Source organism: Hydrogenophaga intermedia, from assembly GCF_023715105.1.
Taxonomy (GTDB): Bacteria; Pseudomonadota; Gammaproteobacteria; order Burkholderiales; family Burkholderiaceae_C; genus Hydrogenophaga; species Hydrogenophaga intermedia_A.
Genome location: NZ_JAMBNO010000004.1, coordinates 91,048 through 107,527, shown reverse-complemented (window position 1 = coordinate 107,527; position 16,480 = coordinate 91,048). Strand labels below are relative to the sequence as shown.

Genomic DNA, 16,480 nt, shown 5'->3' with positions numbered 1-16,480 from the left:
GTCCGAGGGTCCTCAGAGCAGGTCGCCGAAACCGGTGCTGCGCACGCCGCTTGAGGCCAGCGGCGGCGCGGTCTGGTTGATGTTCACCCAGAACTCGCACACGTGCTTCATGGCGCCGAGGAACTGCGAGAACTCGGTCGGCTTGGCGATGTAGGCGTTGGTGCCGGCGTCGTAAGCGCGCAGCAGGTCGCTGGGTTCGGTGGACGATGTGAGCACCACCACCGGGATGTTGTGCAGCAACTCGGAGCTCTTGATCTCCTTGAGCGCGCCGATGCCGTCGAGCAACGGCATCTTCAGGTCCAGCAGAACCAGCACCGGGTGGCTTCCCGGCCGGTTTGCAAACTGGTTGCGGCGGAAGAGGTAGTCCAGCGCCTGCATGCCGTCAGAGACGTGTGTGACACGGCCCTCCAGGCCGTGGCGTGAGAGGGCGAGCTTGGTCAGCTCGGCGTCGTCGGGGTTGTCCTCGACCAGCAGGATGGCATCGGCGTTCTTGTTCATGGTTCTAGCGGGGCCGGCATCGAATCGGTGGGCTCGATCTGGCGTGGGCCTTCGATCGGTATCGAGAAGTGGAACACGCTGCCCTCGCCCAGGCGGCTTTCTGCCCAGACGCTGCCACCGTGCCGCTCGACGATACGCCTTGTCAGTGCCAGACCGATGCCCGTCCCCTCGAATTCGGACGCCCGGTGCAGCCGCTGGAACACGCCGAAGAGCTTTTGGGAATATTTTGTATCGAAACCCACGCCGTTGTCACGGACGGAGAACACGTAGCCGCGCACCGGCTCCAGGTGCCAGCTCACGGCGATGACAGCCCGCTCGCGCGGGCGCGTGTACTTGAAGGCGTTGCCCAGCAGGTTGGCCCAGACCTCGCGCAGCAGCAGTGCGTCGCCGTGGACCACGGGCAGGTCGTGGTCGATGTGCCAGTCCACCACCCGCCCATCGGTGTCGTGTGCGATCTGGGAAACGACCGCGCTCACCAGGTGATTGAAGTCCACCGGGGCAATGTTGACCGCCGCGCGGCCCAGCCGCGAGAACGCGAGCAGGCCGTCGATGAGCTGGCTCATGTGCCGCGCGGAGTTGCCGATGGTGGAGAGATAACGCGAAGTGGTCTCGTCGCGTGTGGCGCCCAGGTGTTCTTCGAGCAGGCTCACGAAGCTGGAGATGTGGCGCAGCGGTGAGCGCAGGTCGTGGGAGACCGAGTAGGAGAACGATTCGAGATCGCGGTTGGCGGCGAGCAGCTGCTCCGTGCGCTCGACCACACGCTTCTCCAGCTCGTCGTTGATGTTGTGCATCAGATCGTCGAGCTGCTTGGCGTCGGTCATGTCCCGGTTGATCTTCGCAAAGCCGATCAGTTCGCCGCGCTGATCGCGCAAGGCGATCAGCACCGAGTGCGACCAGTAGCGCGTGCCATCCTTGCGCGTGAGCCAGCTCTGCACGTCGTGCTGACCGCGCGAGGCGGCCAGACGCAGCATGCGCTCGGCATCGGCCTTGCCGGCCTCGGGGTCGTTCGGGTCGAACAGCACCCCGTAGTGGCGGCCGATCATCTGCACCGGCGAATAGCCATCCATGCGCTGGGCGCTGTCGGTCCAGTCGGTGATGAAGCCGTTCGCATCCATGAAGAAGATGCAGTAGTCGCGCAGGTTGTCCACCATCAGGCGGAAGCGCTGCTCGCTGTCGAGCAGCTCGGATGAACGCTCCTGGATGCGCAGTTCGAGTTCCTCGTTGAGGTGGCTCACGCGCTCCTCGATGCGCTTGCGCTCGGTGATGTCGATGATCTGCACGAAAAGCCCGCGCGCACGGCCTTCGGCATCGAGATCGGGCAGGTAGTTCGCACTGACGAAGATCGGGCTGCCGTCGACGGTGCGGCGCCAGGTCTCGAAGTGCTGCGGCGTGCCGTCGAGGGCGGCCGCCATGCGCGGTGCGATGTCGGCCCAGACATCGGGCGGTACACACTGGCTGATGTGCTCGCCCAGAATGCGCTGGGGGTCCATGCCGTAGACCCGCAGGTGTTCGGCATTCGCGAAACGGAAGCGCAGGCCGGCGTCGAGGTAGGCGATGAGTCCTGGCACGTGGTCGGTGATGGTGCGCAGGAAATGCTGCTGCTCGCGCAGGGCGTCTTCGGCGGCCTTGCGTCGCGTGATGTCCACCACCGTGGTGTTGCTGCGCAGGAAATTGCCCTGCGCGTCACGCACCGCCGAAGACGACAGCAGCGCGAAGAAGCGGCTGCCGTCGCGGCGCTGCATCTCGTACTCCACCGCCTCCAGGGCGTCGTCATCGAGCATGCGGCCCATGCGTGCTTCCAGCAGCGCCACCTGCCGCGGGGGAATGACATCGCGAAAGTTGAGCTTGCCGATCACTTCCTCGCGCCGGTAGCCCAGCCAGCCGAGTTCGGTGTCGTTGATCGAAACGAAGGTGCCTTGCAGGTTGAGTGAGTGGTAGCCACAGGGCGCGCCGTTGTAGAGCGTGCGGGCCTGCTCCAGCGCGTCGCCCAGCTGCAGGTTGGCCTGTGCGACGCGGTCCTCGGCAGCCTTGCGCTCGGTGATGTCGAGCATCTGGATGATCAGGCCCTGCACGTGGCCCTCGATCGTGAACGGGGTGTATTCGATGCTGGCGTAGAAGGTGTGGCCGTCGGGGAAGGCGCGCTCGCCCTCGAAACGCTGCGGCATGCCCGCCAGTGCAGCGGCCAGGCGCTCGCGGGCCGCCTCGTAGTAGCGTGGCTGTGCGATGTCGCGCAGGTGCAGGCCCACGACATCGGACGGCACGCCGCCGCGCCAGCGCGCGTAGCTGGCGTTGGCAAAGCGGCAGATCATGTCGTGGTCGAAATACGCCAGCTGCACCGGCACGGAGTCCGTCAGGGCCTGCAGGAAACGGCTCTGCGCAGCCAGTGCGTTTTCGGCCGCCTTGCGCGCCGTGATGTCGATCAGGGTGTTGTTGGTGCGCAAGAACCGACCTTTGTGGTCGCGCACTGCGGTGCTGCTGACCAGGGCGACGAAGGTGCTTCCATCGCGGCGTCGCAACGTGATTTCTGCCGGATCGATGCGCACGCCGGCCACCAGCTCGCGCAGGCGCTTGAGTGCAAAGTCCAGCTGTTCGGGCAGCAGCACGTCGCGCAGATGCAATTGCCCGATCACCTCGTGCCGCTCGTAGCCCAGCCATTCCAGCTCGGTGCGGTTCATCAGCACGAAGGTGCCGTTCTCGTCGAGCGAGTGGTAACCGCATGGTGCCTGGTTGTAGAGCGATTGCGCTTCGGCCAGCGCCATGCTCACCCGCTCCTTGGCATCGGCCAGCTCGTCGGTGCGTTCCTTCACGCGGCGTTCGAGCTCCACATTGAAACGGCGGATCTCTTCCTGCTGCCGGTGCTGCTCCGTGATGTCCCGCGAGACCACCAGCAGCATCGCAGGCTTGCCCTGTGTGTCGCAAATGGGTGTGACGGCCGTGTCCCACCACTTGGGCGTCCCCTTGAAGGTGGTGCCGTAGGCCACGAAGCGCGAGCTTCTGCCCTGGCAGCCCGTGGCAATGGCCTCGCGCGCCAGCAGGGCGCCTTCCTCGGGCCACCAGGTGGTCCAGTCGCTGTGTTGCACCTGTTCGAGGTCGTCGGCCTCGACCAGGCGGCGGCCTTGCTCGGTGATCTGCACCACGCGGCCATCGAGGTCGAGCACCTTGGTGCAGTCCGGGCTGCTGGCGATGATCTGCCGGTTGAGCTCTTCCTTGATCCGCGCCTCGGCTTCCAGTACCCGCAGCGCGGTCACGTCCTGCACGAAGCCGAGTTGGCCGGTGAGCTTGCCGTTGGCGTCGCGCACGGGGGCATTGCGCGCCAGCAGGTGCCGGACCGGCTCGCCGGGGCGCATCAGGCGGAACTCCAGGCTCAGGCTCTGCGCGCGGGAAATGGCCTGCGCCCAGCTGGACTTCACGCGCTCCAGGTCATCCGGGTGCACGCGCTCGAGCCAGCCGAAATTGGGGAACCCCTCGCGCGGCAGCCCGAAGATCTGCTGCAACTGCGTGTCGACGTGGGTGAGCACGCCGGCTTCATCGGTGCGGAAGATGCCGATGGGGAAGACGCTGCCGAGCGTGGCAAACAGTGCCTCGTATTGCACCAGCGCCGGCTGCGCGTTGCCCTCGGTGGGCTCCAGCGTGGCTTCCAGCGGCAGGGGCAGCTCGGCATGCGGTGCGATGGCTTCGCCTGCGCGGCCGCCCGGATCGTTGGCGGGCGACGGCTGCCTGTTGATGTGCTGCGCGTAGCGCTGGCGCAGGTGCTCGTTCTCGGCCCGCAGGGCGTTCAGCTCGAGCAGCAGGGCACGCTCGCGCTCGGTGGCACCGGCCTCGCCATCGCGGCGGGCCGGCTGCGCGTGACCGGGCGGCAGCAAGGCGCTCATTGCCGCAATGTACCCGACAGGTCGCGCCACACGGCGTGTGCAATGCCCCTCAGAAGCGGGGGAGTTCCGGGTGGCGCAACTGCCCGCCGCGCACCAGCATGCGCCCGTATTCGGCGCAGCGCTGCAAGGTGGGGATCACCTTCCCCGGGTTGAGTAATCCTTTGGTGTCAAAAGCGTGCTTGATGGCAAACATCTGCGCGTTCTCTTCGGCGCTGAACTGCACGCACATGCTGTTGAGCTTTTCCACGCCCACGCCGTGCTCGCCGGTGACGGTGCCGCCCATGGCCACGCTGGTCTCCAGGATGTCGGCGCCGAAGCGCTCGCAGCGGCTCAGCTGGTCCGGGTCGTTGGCGTCGAACAGGATCAGCGGGTGCAGGTTGCCGTCGCCGGCGTGGAACACGTTGGCGCAACGCAGGCCGTAGGTCTTCTCCATGGCCTGGATGGCGAGCAGGATGTCGGCCAGGCGCTTGCGCGGGATGGTCGAGTCCATGCACATGTAGTCGGGGCTGATGCGTCCGCTGGCCGGAAACGCGTTCTTGCGTCCGCTCCAGAAGCGCAGCCGCTCGGCCTCGTCGCGACTCACGGCAATGGCCGTCGCCCCATGCTGGCGCAGCACCGTGCTCATGCGCTCGATCTCCTCGGCCACTTCCTCGGGCGTGCCGTCGCTTTCGCACAGCAGGATGGCTTCGGCCGTGAGGTCATAGCCGGCGTGCACGAAATCCTCCACGGCGGCCGTCATGGGCTTGTCCATCATCTCCAGCCCGGCCGGGATGATGCCGGCCGCGATGACCGCCGCCACCGCGTCGCCGGCTTTGCGCACGTCATCGAAGCTGGCCATGATGCAGCGCGCCAGCAGCGGCTTGGGCACGAGTTTGACCACCACCTCGGTCGTCACCGCCAGCATGCCCTCGCTGCCGACCACCAACGGCAGCAGGTCCAGGCCCGGGGTGTCCAGCGCCTCGCTGCCGATCACCACCGGCTCGCCCTGGATGGTGAAACCCTTCACCTGCAGCACGTTGTGGAGGGTGAGCCCGTACTTCAGGCAGTGCACCCCGCCCGAGTTCTCGGCCACGTTGCCGCCGATGGTGCAGGCGATCTGGCTGCTCGGGTCGGGCGCGTAGTACAGGCCGAACGGCGCCGCCGCCTCGCTGATGGCCAGGTTGCGCACGCCGGCCTGCACGGTGGCGGTGCGCGCGCGTGGGTCGATGGCCTGGATGCGGTTGAACTTGGCCAGCGAGAGCACGACCCCCATGGCGTGCGGCATGGCCCCGCCGGACAGACCGGTGCCCGCGCCGCGCGCCACCACCGGCACGCCCAGCGCGTGGCAGGCCTTGAGCACCGCGGCGACCTGGGCCTCGTTCTCCGGCAGTGCCACCACCAGCGGGCGCTCGCGGTAGGCCGTGAGCCCGTCGCACTCGTAGGGGATGGTGTCCTCGCTCTGCCAGAGCAACGTGTGCGCGGGCAGCAGCGGCTGCAGCGCGCGCACCACCTCGGCCTGGCGCTCGGCGCGCTGCAACCGGTCGATCTGCTGGGGGGCGGCGGGGGCGTTCATCGGGTGTCTCCAGGAGGCAGCCAGTGTAGGCCGCGCCTGCGGGGAGGTGTGTTGAAAATTCCTGCAGCAGGGCTTGAGCCGCGGGGCCCCCGGGCGCTGCACGGTCGTCGGGCAGCCCTTGAAAATCTTGCGGCCCGGCGCCAGTTGAGCGGCACCGGGCGCTGCGATGGTCGCGCGCCCCGCTTCAATGGAGGACGCATCCCATGAACGGTCTCATCACCCGCGGCAGCCTGTTCGACGACTTCTTCAAGGACGTGGCGCCCGGCTTCTACGTCAAGCCCCTGCATGGCGACCCGCTGCCCGCGCAGATCCGTGTCGACGTGAAGGAAACCCCCACCGCCTACACCGTGGACGCCGAGTTGCCCGGTGTCGCCAAGGAAGACATCCAGGTCACGATCGAGGACGACGTGGTGACGTTGCGCGCCGAGGTCAAGCAGCTCGACGAGCAGCGCGACGGTCAGCGCGTGCTGCGCAGCGAGCGTTTCTACGGCGCAGTTTCGCGCGCATTCCAGTTGCCCCAGCGCGTGGACAAGGACGCCTCGAAGGCCCGCTACGACAACGGCGTGCTGCACCTGACGCTGCCCAAGAAGGCCGCGATCGCGGGGCAGCGGTTGACGATCGAATAAGACCGATCGCGGTCGGGGCCGGCAGCGGTCGGTCTCAACCCATCGCCTGCTGCAGCCAGCGCGCGAACGCCGCGCACTCCCAGCGCTCCATGGTGCCGCTGCGCCAGCACAGGTAGTGCGCGTGCGGGCTGGGCACGCGGCGTGGGTAGAGCGGTACCAGCGCGCCGCTGTCGAGCCAGGGTGCGGCCAGCTTGTAGCGCAGCAGGCCCACACCCATGCCGGCGGCGGCGGCGTCGCACATCAGGCCGATGTCGTTGAACTGCGAGCCTTCGGTGGGTTCGGGCCAATCGAGGTCGTGCGCGGCGAACCAGGTGCGCCAGGGCTCCAGCGGGCTGCGCAGCAACGGCAGGCCCTCCAGATCCTCGGGCGCATCGAACGGCCCATGCTCGCGCACGAAGGTGGGCGAGGCCATGGGCGAAACCTCATCCTTGGCCAGCAGCAGGTGCTCCACGTCGGCGTAGCGACCGGTGCCGAAGCGCACCATCAGGTCGGCATCCTCGGCCACCACGTCCAGCAGCGGGATGCTTACCTGCAATGTGAGGTCGATCTCGGGGTAGGTGTCGCTGAACTGCTTCAGGCGCGGCAGCAGGATCGAACGCGCAAAGGTGGGTGTGACCGCCAGGCGCAGCTTGCGCCGCCCGGGCGCGGCCTGCTGGCTCGGGAACTTCTGCAGCGAGACCAGGCCCTCGCGCACATGCGCCAGGTACTCGATGCCTTCCGTGGTGAGCGAGAAGTCGGCGCGTCCGAACAGCTTGGTGCCCAGTGCTTCCTCGAGCTGGCGGATGCGGTGGCTCACCGCGCTGGGTGTGACGTTGAGCTCGTCGGCGGTCTGCGTGACGCTGCGCAGGCGCGCCAGCGCCTCGAAGGTGAGCAGGCACTGGATCGGGGGAATACGGATCACCGCGCCTGCTCCTGCGTCATTTGAAGACCACGGTCTTGTGGCCATTGAGCAGCACGCGGTGCTCGCCATGCCACTTGACGGCACGCGCCAGCACCTGGCTCTCGGTGTCGCGGCCCAGTGCGGTGAGGTCTTCCACCGTGTCCGTGTGGTCCACGCGCGCCACGTCCTGCTCGATGATGGGGCCTTCGTCGAGATCGGCCGTCACGTAGTGGGCGGTCGCGCCGATGAGCTTCACGCCACGGTCGTGCGCCTGGTAGTAGGGCTTGGCGCCCTTGAAGCTGGGCAGGAAGCTGTGGTGGATGTTGATCGCGCGCCCGGCCAGTTCACGGCACAGCTCGTTCGAGAGGATCTGCATGTAGCGCGCCAGCACCACCAGTTCGGCGTCCTCGGCGCGGATGATGTCCAGCTGCTTTGCTTCGGCCTGCGCCTTGGTGGCGGCCGTCAGCGGGATGTGGTGGAAGGGCACGTTGTAGCTGGCCGCGAGCTGGTAGAAGTCGCGGTGGTTGCTCACGATGGCGCGGATATCCAGCGGCAGCAGACCGCTCTTCCAGCGGAACAGCAAGTCGTTGAGGCAGTGGCCTTCCTTGCTCACGAAGATCACGGTGCGCATGGGTTGTGCCAGCGGGTGCAGGCCCCAGCGCATGCCGAACGGCGCGGCGAAGGCCGCCAGTTGCTCGCCCAATTGCTCGCGGCTCAGTTGGGCGCAGGCAAATTGCACGCGCATGAAGAACAGGCCGGTGTCGTGGTCGTTGTACTGGGCCGCCTCTTCGATGTTGCCGCCGCGCTCGAACAGGAAGCCGGAGACGGCGTGCACGATGCCGGGCTTGTCGGGGCAAGAGAGGGTGAGGACGTAGGTGTTTTCCATGGCGGCGAGATTGTCGCAGGCGCGCGGCGGTGGGCCCTGGCGGGCGCGTCGCAGTGGTGCCTCCGGGCGGCCTCGCACGGTGCCAGAATGGCACGATCAACGTGCAGGAGACGCCGCCATGGCCTACAACGATTTCAAGATGGACAACCAGTGGTTGCCCTTCACCCCCAACCGCAGCTTCGCCAAGGACCCGCGCATTTTCGTCGCCTCCGACGGCATGCACTTCACCACGCACGACGGCCGTCAGGTCATCGATGGCATCTCCAGCCTGTGGTGCGTGGGCGCGGGGCACAACCGCAAACCGATCAACGAGGCCATCAAGAAGCAGCTCGACACGCTGGACTACGCCACCGCGTTCAGCGTGAGCAACGACAAGGCCTTTCGCGCGGCCGAAATGATCGCCGCCATGGCGCCGGGCGACCTGAACAAGGTGCTGTTCTGCAATTCGGGCTCCGAGGCGGCCGACACCTCGATGAAGGTGGCCCTGGCCTACCACCGCGCGCGCGGTGAAGGCCAGCGCAACCTGTTCATCGGCCGCGAGCGCGGCTACCACGGTGTGGGCTTCGGCGGCATGTCGGTCGGCGGCATTCCGGCCAACCGCAAGGTCTACGGCACCAGCCTGCTGCCGCGTGTCGATCACCTGCGCTTCATCCACGACCCGGTCAAGCACGCCTTCGTGCAGCACCAGGAACCGGTGTGGGAGGAGGACATCCTGCTCGAGCTGGAGAACCGCATCCTGCCGCTGCACGACCCGAGCAACGTGGCCGCGGTGATCGTGGAGCCGGTGGCCGGCAGCGCGGGCTGGTATGTGCCGCCCAAGGGCTACCTCAAGCGGTTGCGCGAGATTTGCGACAAGCACGGCATCCTGCTGATCTTCGACGAGGTCATCACCGGCTTCGGCCGCCTGGGCACGGCCTTCGGCGCCGACTGGTACGGCGTGCAGCCCGACATGCTCAACTTCGCCAAGTGCGTCACCAACGGCGTCATTCCCCTGGGCGGCGTGGTCTGCAGCCAGCGCATCTACGACGCCATGATGGGCGCACACGGCAGTGCACCCGATCACGCCATCGAGTTCTTCCACGGCTACACCTACTCGGGTCATCCGGTGGCGTGCGCCGCGGCGATCGCCACGCTGGAGCTGTTCCAGCAGGAAAACCTGTTCGCGCGTGCCGGCGAGATGGGCCAGGTGCTCAGCGATGCGATGTTCTCGGCCATCAAGGGCCTGCCGCACGTCATCGGCATCCGCAGTCTGGGCCTGGCCTGCGCGGTGGAGCTTGCGCCGCAGCCCGGCATGCCCGGCAAACGCGCGTTCGATGTGTTCCTCGATTGCTTTCACCGCGGCGTTCTGGTGCGCAACGCGGGCGACAACCTGGTGTTCGCACCGCCCTACATCGTCGAGCGCGAGCACATCGAGACCATGGTCTCGGTGCTGGCCGACGCCATCAAGCGCCTGCCGGCCTGAACACGAACGCGCTCAGCGCTTGAAGCGCGCGCGCAGCCCGGCGCAGTGGTCGGTCTCGGGCAGGGCGGGTGTGTCCCAGTGGGCGTCGGCGGGCACATCGGTGCCGGCTTTGCCGGCGCGCGCCACGATCACGCGGTGCGCCTGGCCGGGGCTAAGGTGCCGCGGCACACCAAGGTCGCCACGTACGTGGCCGTTGCCGGCGATCAGCAGCACCGTGCGGCCGGCGGCGAGCTGCGCTGTCGCCACCTGTGCCAACGTCCGATCGCGCGCCAGCTGGATGCGCGTCATCGGCCCCAGCTGCGTCTCGGGCAGCAGGTCGCAGTGCCCGGTGCGGATGGCCTCGCGCTGCTGCAGCAGCACCGGGGGCGTCACGCTCGCATCGAGCGCCGCATCGCCCATGGCCTCGCGCATGCGGTTGCGCGGCAGGTTGCCGCCGACCACCGGCACGCCCGCGCGCACCGCGGCCATCACCACCGGCCGGTAGGTCGGCCAAGGCCAGTTGTGTTGCTCGTTCCAGCCGAGCGCGGCGCGCACAGCGGCTTCGTCGGCATTGCGCGCAAGACCGCGTGTGTCGTGGCCCGCTTCGGCCATTTCCATCACCACCGCAGCGAGTTGGCCGCGCGTGGCCAGGGCCTGCACGAGGTCGCGCTGCAGCCGCTGGTGCTCGCTCGCGTCGTGCTGCTCGCCCACCAGCAGCAAAGGGGTGGGCATCACGCGCGACAGCAGCGCGTCGGGGGAGGGCGTGTCGGCACGGGTGGCACACCCAGCCACCAGGGCCAGCGTGGCGGCGAGGGTCACCAGGGTTCGCGAGCGCATCGCATGATGGTAGGCGCGCCGCCGCATGCCCGCTGGCGCCGGCGGAAAAACCGACCCCCGCAACAACAAAGCCCGGGCGGGCCGGGCTTGTGTGGTGTGGGCAGAGGGGGAAGCGTCAGTGCATCACCACCGGGTTCTGCGCCAGGGTGGCGTAGCCCTCAAGCGTGGTTTCCACCTCTTCTTGCGAAGGGCTGTTGCGCTGCCATTCGGTGATCTGCTGCTGGAACAGCTCCGCCCACGAGCCGTCGAGGTAGACCTCCTTGCCCGAGCGCTTGTCCACGATTTCGAAGCCGTGGCGCGGGATCTGCGGCCCGTCAGCCACGGCCACCTCGCCCTCGGCGGGCGCGTTGGCCTGGATGTGAACCACCGCAAAAGCATCCGAGTCGTAGAGCATGTGCATGGAGGGCTGTTCCTTTCCGCAGGGGTTTGGGCCTGTTTCCGTTATATCGGCAAAACCGGCCGCGACTGCAGGCCGATGACGAAGCAGTTGGGCCCCAAGGGATATTTTTCAAGGGTTGTGGCATTTGCACCCCAGGCGGTTCCCCCCGGGCGGCTGTTCATGGCAGGCGCGCGAGCCGCTGATCGGCGACGTCGCCGTTGGCTTGCGCCACACGCAGACGCACGGGCAGGTGGCCCAGCGAGGGTGCCAGCCAGACCTCGACCGTGCTGTCGTGCGGCTTGCGCGGGGTGCGCGCCAGACGCCGGGCCTGCAGCGGGCCCGAGGGCAGGTCCAGCGTCTCCACCGGCCCCACTTCAAAGTGCCAGGGCTCGGCGTCGCCGATGCCGGCGACCTGGAACGTGATGACCTCTCCCTCGCGGTGCGTTCGCGCGCGCAGCAGGCCGGCAAGCTGCATGAACAGGCTCAGCCGGTCCTGGGCGCCGGGCATCAACTCGGCGGGCGCGGCGTTGTTGCTGAAACGGATGCGTCCGCTCTCGCGGTCGAAATGCGCAGCGCGCTCGCTGCGGCGCCGATCGGCGAAGCGTTCCGGGCGCAAGCCTTCGGGGCCGACGCTGCCGCGGCTGGTCTGCACCCGGCTGCCCAGGAAGAGCATCGACAGTTCCATGCGTGCTTCGTAACCCTGAGCATCCAGGCGCCAGTCGAGTTGCCCGCTCGCGCGGTAGCTCAGGCCACCGGCCTCGCCCACGACGTCGTAGGGCAGCGTGATGCTGGGAGGAAGATCGCTGGGCGGCAGGTCGCCGGGTGGGCGGCCCGGCCCGGCAGCGGGCGGGGATACGGGCGGAGATGCCGGCGCTGCGTTCGCCGTGGACGGGGCCGGCGACGCGGCCTGTGCCAGGACTTGCTGCGTCGGCGCGTCATCGGCAGCCGCGGGCTCAACCGCTGGCGGCAGGGTTTGCACCTCGCTCGGGGCTGTTGGGCTGGGCGCCGCGTGCTGCGTGGTCTCGGTGGCAACCTCTGCGCGGGTTGCTGCCGGCGGTGCAACGGGCCTCTGCAAGCGGCCCGGCGCCACAGTGGGTTGGAGCGGTGCTGTTGCGGCCGGCAGCGCGAGGGACACCGTGCGCACTTGCGTGACCTGCACGGTGGGCGTGGCTGGCGCGCCCGCCAGCGAGGGGGCGTGCGTCGAAGGCGTCGTCTCGCGGGACAGCAAGGTCGGTTGGGTCAGCAAGCCCAGGTGCAACGCCAGCACGGCGCCGCCCAGCAGGGCCAGCGTGGCAAGGGAGGGGCCGGTGCGCAGGGTCACGCTTTCTGCGACCGCAGAGGCGCCTGCGGGTGCCCGAGGTCGGCGCTCAACCGACGTGCGGTGCGCAGCACGGCGGCGGCGGGCGTGCCGTGCCAGTCGGTGTCCAGCGTGGCCACCCAGCCCAGCACCACCAACCCGAGCGCGAGGTGGCCCTGGGCGTCGAACACCGGAGCGCAGAAGCCACCCACGCCGGGCAGCAGGCTGTGCACCACGCGCGCTAGGCCACGCTGGCGCACCTCGTCCAGCATGGCTTGCACCTCGGTCTGGCTTTGCGGCAGGTCTTGCGGCAAGGCGCCGTTGCGCGGCAACTTCTTCAGGCGCGCCAGTTCTTCGCGCACCATGGCATCCAGGCGTTGCGCGTCGCGGCCCTCGCGGCCCATGAAGGCAGCGAAGCAGCGGCCGGTGGCCGAACTCAGCAAGGGCATCACGTCGCCCAGGCGCAGCGTCACCGGCATCACCTGGGGCGCTTCGGCCCAGTGCACCATGGTCGGCCCCTGGTTGCCCCAGACGGCAATCGCCACCGTGTGGCCGGTTTCCTGCAGCAGATCGGCCACGCGCTCGCGCGCGAGCTTCACGGCGTCGATGCGCGCCAGGCTCGCCAGGCCCAGGCGCAGTGCGGCCGGGCCGAGGTCGTATCGGGTGCTCACCGGGTCCTGCATCACCAGGCCCAGGCGCTGGAAGCTCACCAGATAGCGGTGCGCCTTGGCCGCGCTCATGCCGGCCGCTGCGGCCAGGTCGCGCAGCATCAGCGGGCCGTCGGCCTCGGACATGGCCTGCAGCAACTCGAAGCCGACCTCGACGGACTGGATGCCCGCGCGCTGGGGTTCGTTGTCGTCCGTCGCGTCGTCGGCCGGGGTTTGGTCTAGAATCTCGCGCTTACGCATAGGTGAATGAATTTCACTATTCGTAATTATCACCCCGAAGCAGGCGGGGCACCAATTCACCCGAACGATCACTGGATCGGCAGCAGGAGAACGGCATGAAACTCGCCACCTACAAAGACGGCTCGCGCGACGGACAACTGGTGGTGGTCTCGCGCGACCTGAGCATGGCCCATTATGCGACCGGCATCGCGAACACCCTGCAGCGCGCGCTGGACGACTGGAATTTCATCGCGCCGCAGCTGCAGGACCTGTACGTGACGCTGAACCAGGGCAAGGCGCGCCACGCCTTCCCGTTCGACCCGGCGATGTGCATGGCCCCGCTGCCGCGCGCCTACCAGTGGGCCGACGGGTCGGCCTACATCAACCACGTGGAGCTGGTGCGCGCGGCGCGCAATTCCGAGGTGCCGCACAGCTTCTATGAAGACCCGCTGATGTACCAGGGCGGCAGCGACGACTTCATCGGCCCGATGGACGACGTGGTGTGCCCGAGCGAGGACTACGGCATCGACTTCGAGGCCGAGATCGCGGTGGTGACGGGCGATGTGCCCATGACCGCCACGCCCGAACAGGCACTGGACGGTGTGCGCCTGATCATGCTCGCCAACGATGTGTCGCTGCGCAACCTGATTCCGGCCGAGCTCGGCAAGGGTTTCGGCTTCTTCCAGAGCAAGCCGGCCACCGCGTTCAGCCCGGTGGCGGTGACGCCCGACGAACTGGGCGATGCCTGGCAGGGTGGGCGCGTGCACCTCACGCTGCAGAGCACCTGGAACGGCCGCAAGGTGGGCATGTGCGAAGCCGGGCCGGAAATGACCTTCCATTTCGGCCAGCTCATCGCCCACATCTGCAAGACGCGCAACGTGCGCGCCGGCTCCATCGTGGGCAGCGGCACGGTGAGCAACAAGGCCGTGGAGGTCGATGGCCGCAAGGAGTGGCCCAAGGGCTACAGCTGCATCGCCGAGAAGCGCGCGATCGAGACCATCCTCGACGGCAAGCCTTCGACCGCCTTCATGAAGTTCGGCGATACCATCCGCATCGAGATGAAGGGCAAGGACGGCCAGTCCGTCTTCGGCGCGATCGACCAGAAGATCGCACCGCTTCAGACAGTCTGAAGCCGGTCACTCCGCCGCGGCCTGGCAGCTCACGCAGCGTTCGGCCGTGGGCTGGGCATGCAGTCGCGCGGCGGGTATGGCCGCGCCGCATTGCAGGCACAAGCCGTAGCTGCCGTCAGCCACCCGCTGCAACGCACGCTCGATGGCCTGCAACTCTGCGGCCTCGCGCTCACCCAGTGCGCCACCGAGGTCAAAGGCGTCATCGGGCGTCAGGCCCGCTTCGCCGGCCTGTTCGCGCTTGTCCGCCGCCGCTTCTGCACGTCCGCGGGCACCACCGCGGTGGCGGTGCAGCCGCTCCGTGAGTTCGTCGCGCCGTGCTCGCAGCTGGGTTTCGAAGGTGTCGGAAACGGTCTTGTTCATGGGTCGCTCCATGACTCCATGATGGTTCGGCCCGCTGCGGACCGCCTTGATGCAGGTCAAGCACAATCGTCCGCATACCCGACACGACCGTATCCGAAGGAGACAAGCCATGAGCACACCCGCCGTCGACTACACCCGCTACCAGACCCTGGAGATCACGCGCCGCGGACCGCTGGTGAACGGCACGCCCTGCGTGCTGGACATCCGCATGCGCGCCGATGGCCCGGGCGGCAATGGCAAGCTGCCCACGGCGGGCCACGAAGGGCACTGGGAGCTCAGCGAGATCTGGCGCGACGTGGGGCGCGACGACAGCGTGCGTGCGGCCGTGCTGCGCGGCAGCGGCATGGGCTTCTCGGGCGGTGGCGATCTGGCACTGGTGCAGGACATGGCGACCGATTTCGAGGTGCGCAGCCGCGTGTGGAAGGAAGCGCGCGACCTGGTCTACAACGTCGTCAACTGCGACAAGCCGATCGTGAGCGCCATGCACGGGCCCGCGGTGGGCGCGGGCCTGGTGGCCGGGTTGCTGGCCGACATCTCGATCGCCGCACGCAGCGCGAAGATTGTGGATGGGCACACGCGCCTGGGCGTGGCCGCGGGCGATCACGCGGCCATCGTGTGGCCGCTGCTGTGCGGCATGGCCAAGGCCAAGTACTACCTCATGCTGTGCGACGCCATCAGCGGCGAGGAGGCCGAGCGCATCGGCCTGGTCTCGCTCGTGGTGGACGACGACCAGCTGCTCACCAAGGCCTACGAGGTGGCCGACCGGTTGGCCAGCGGCAGTGCCAGCGCCATCCGTTGGACCAAGTACTCCCTCAACAACTGGCTGCGTCAGGCCGGTCCGGCTTTCGACACCTCGCTGGCGCTCGAGTTCATGGGTTTTGCCGGCCCCGACGTGCGCGAAGGTGTGGCATCCTTGCGTGAGCGCCGCGCGCCGCGATATGGCGTCGACGGCTGATATCGAAGCCCTTGAGGAGAACGCGATGAGCGATGCGTCGGCCAGCGGATTCGGCAAGTTCGTGCCGGGTTTCGATTTCCTGCAGGGCCTGGCCTCACAGGCCGCCGGCGGTATCGCGCAGGGCATCGGCCAGAACATTCCCCAATTGCCCAACCTCAGCAACTGGGTCGCGCCGACCTTCAACGTCGAAGAACTCGAAAAGCGCATCGAGGAGCTCAAGACCGTGCACTTCTGGCTCGACCAGAACGCGAAGGCGCTGGGCGCCACCATCCAGGCACTGGAAGTGCAGAAGATGACGCTGTCCACGCTCAAGACCATGAACTTCAGCATGGGCGACGTGGCCAACGCGCTCAAGATCAAGGCCGCGGACACCATGGCCGGTCTGGCGGCCGCGCCGGCGCGCGCCGGCAAGTTCGCAGGGCTTGAGATCCCGCCGCGCACTTACGGCGACGCGGTGCCCGATGCCGCCAAGGTGGTGCCGCGGCCCGCCCGCAAGGCGCGCAAGACGGCGGCGAAGAAGTCCACTGCGCCGTCGCCGGCAACGACGCCCGCGGCCGGCGTGGTCGACCCGGTGCAGTGGTGGGGCGCGCTGTCGCAGCAGTTCCAGCAGATCGCCGCCAACGCGATGAAGGACGCTGCGAAACAGACCGCCCTGGACACCACACGCCAGGTCGCCAGCGGCCTGAGCGGCGCCGCGGTAAAGACCGCCACCGGCCTGGCCGGCCAGGCCGCGCGCAAGGCGGCCGGTACCGTGGGCCGCGGGGTGGGGGCGGCGGCCGGCGCAGGGCGTGCAGCCGCGCGCGCACTGGCGCCGGCGCCCGCGGCCAGGCCCGCACCGGCAGCCCGGAAAACCGCGCCCCGTCGCAAGGCCGCGCGCTGA

15 protein-coding genes are annotated in these 16,480 nt (G+C 68.3%); 5 read left to right on the top strand and 10 right to left on the bottom strand.

Annotated features, from left to right (window positions below; all coding sequences use genetic code 11):
- Positions 1 to 12 precede the first annotated feature (12 nt).
- Genes M3149_RS05245 through M3149_RS05235 form a run of 3 tightly spaced genes read right to left on the bottom strand, consistent with a single transcriptional unit; the run spans position 13 to position 5,922 of the window.
- The gene (locus M3149_RS05245; RefSeq protein WP_251708275.1) at positions 13 to 498 is read right to left on the bottom strand and encodes a response regulator; all 486 of its coding nucleotides are present in this window, start codon (positions 496 to 498) and stop codon (positions 13 to 15) included.
- Positions 495 to 4,370 carry a PAS domain-containing sensor histidine kinase gene (locus M3149_RS05240; protein WP_251708274.1) on the bottom strand — a complete coding sequence of 1,292 codons (3,876 nt, stop codon included), beginning with the start codon at positions 4,368 to 4,370 and terminating at the stop codon, positions 495 to 497. Before M3149_RS05240 ends, M3149_RS05245 begins: the two co-directional genes overlap by 4 nt.
- Positions 4,371 to 4,419: 49 nt before the next feature.
- Complete coding sequence (locus M3149_RS05235; RefSeq protein WP_251708273.1) at positions 4,420 to 5,922, bottom strand: FAD-linked oxidase C-terminal domain-containing protein; 1,503 nt, start codon at positions 5,920 to 5,922, stop codon at positions 4,420 to 4,422.
- 203 nt (positions 5,923 to 6,125) lie between these two features.
- On the opposite strand from M3149_RS05235, the gene M3149_RS05230 reads away from it, so the two are divergent.
- Positions 6,126 to 6,548, top strand: a complete 423-nt coding sequence (locus M3149_RS05230) for an Hsp20/alpha crystallin family protein (RefSeq protein WP_251708272.1) — start codon at positions 6,126 to 6,128, stop codon at positions 6,546 to 6,548.
- 34 nt (positions 6,549 to 6,582) lie between these two features.
- On the opposite strand, the gene M3149_RS05225 is transcribed toward M3149_RS05230, so the two are convergent.
- Positions 6,583 to 7,494, bottom strand: a complete 912-nt coding sequence (locus M3149_RS05225) for a LysR substrate-binding domain-containing protein (RefSeq protein WP_251708271.1) — start codon at positions 7,492 to 7,494, stop codon at positions 6,583 to 6,585.
- The gene (gene purU / locus M3149_RS05220) at positions 7,466 to 8,314 is read right to left on the bottom strand and encodes a formyltetrahydrofolate deformylase (RefSeq protein ID WP_251708270.1); all 849 of its coding nucleotides are present in this window, start codon (positions 8,312 to 8,314) and stop codon (positions 7,466 to 7,468) included. Before purU ends, M3149_RS05225 begins: the two co-directional genes overlap by 29 nt.
- A gap of 118 nt (positions 8,315 to 8,432) precedes the next feature.
- Between purU and M3149_RS05215 the strand changes: the two genes are divergently transcribed.
- The gene (locus M3149_RS05215) at positions 8,433 to 9,776 is read left to right on the top strand and encodes an aminotransferase class III-fold pyridoxal phosphate-dependent enzyme (protein WP_251708269.1); all 1,344 of its coding nucleotides are present in this window, start codon (positions 8,433 to 8,435) and stop codon (positions 9,774 to 9,776) included.
- Positions 9,777 to 9,788: 12 nt separating this feature from the next.
- Here the strand turns inward: M3149_RS05215 and M3149_RS05210 are convergent, their stop codons facing one another.
- The 4 genes from M3149_RS05210 to M3149_RS05195 form a co-directional block, all read right to left on the bottom strand.
- Positions 9,789 to 10,592, bottom strand: a complete 804-nt coding sequence (locus M3149_RS05210) for a ChaN family lipoprotein (RefSeq protein WP_251708268.1) — start codon at positions 10,590 to 10,592, stop codon at positions 9,789 to 9,791.
- 115 nt (positions 10,593 to 10,707) lie between these two features.
- Positions 10,708 to 10,992: a BTH_I0359 family protein gene (locus M3149_RS05205; protein ID WP_251708267.1), complete on the bottom strand. Its 285-nt coding sequence runs from the start codon at positions 10,990 to 10,992 to the stop codon at positions 10,708 to 10,710.
- 157 nt (positions 10,993 to 11,149) lie between these two features.
- Complete coding sequence (locus tag M3149_RS05200) at positions 11,150 to 12,292, bottom strand: DUF3108 domain-containing protein (protein ID WP_251708266.1); 1,143 nt, start codon at positions 12,290 to 12,292, stop codon at positions 11,150 to 11,152.
- The gene (locus M3149_RS05195; protein WP_251708265.1) at positions 12,289 to 13,176 is read right to left on the bottom strand and encodes an IclR family transcriptional regulator; all 888 of its coding nucleotides are present in this window, start codon (positions 13,174 to 13,176) and stop codon (positions 12,289 to 12,291) included. The genes M3149_RS05200 and M3149_RS05195 overlap by 4 nt, the downstream gene beginning before the upstream one ends.
- A 95-nt stretch (positions 13,177 to 13,271) precedes the next feature.
- On the opposite strand from M3149_RS05195, the gene M3149_RS05190 reads away from it, so the two are divergent.
- Complete coding sequence (locus M3149_RS05190) at positions 13,272 to 14,285, top strand: fumarylacetoacetate hydrolase family protein (RefSeq protein WP_251708264.1); 1,014 nt, start codon at positions 13,272 to 13,274, stop codon at positions 14,283 to 14,285.
- 6 nt (positions 14,286 to 14,291) lie between these two features.
- Here M3149_RS05190 and M3149_RS05185 read toward each other — a convergent pair whose 3' ends face one another.
- A complete protein-coding gene (locus M3149_RS05185; protein WP_251708263.1) occupies positions 14,292 to 14,645 on the bottom strand; it encodes a TraR/DksA family transcriptional regulator in 354 nt (117 codons plus the stop codon).
- Between the two features lie 109 nt (positions 14,646 to 14,754).
- Here M3149_RS05185 and M3149_RS05180 point away from each other — a divergent pair, with 109 nt between their 5' ends.
- Positions 14,755 to 15,600: an enoyl-CoA hydratase/isomerase family protein gene (locus tag M3149_RS05180; protein ID WP_251708262.1), complete on the top strand. Its 846-nt coding sequence runs from the start codon at positions 14,755 to 14,757 to the stop codon at positions 15,598 to 15,600.
- Between the two features lie 25 nt (positions 15,601 to 15,625).
- Entirely contained in the window at positions 15,626 to 16,480 is an 855-nt protein-coding gene (locus M3149_RS05175; RefSeq protein ID WP_251708261.1) for a PhaM family polyhydroxyalkanoate granule multifunctional regulatory protein, read from the top strand.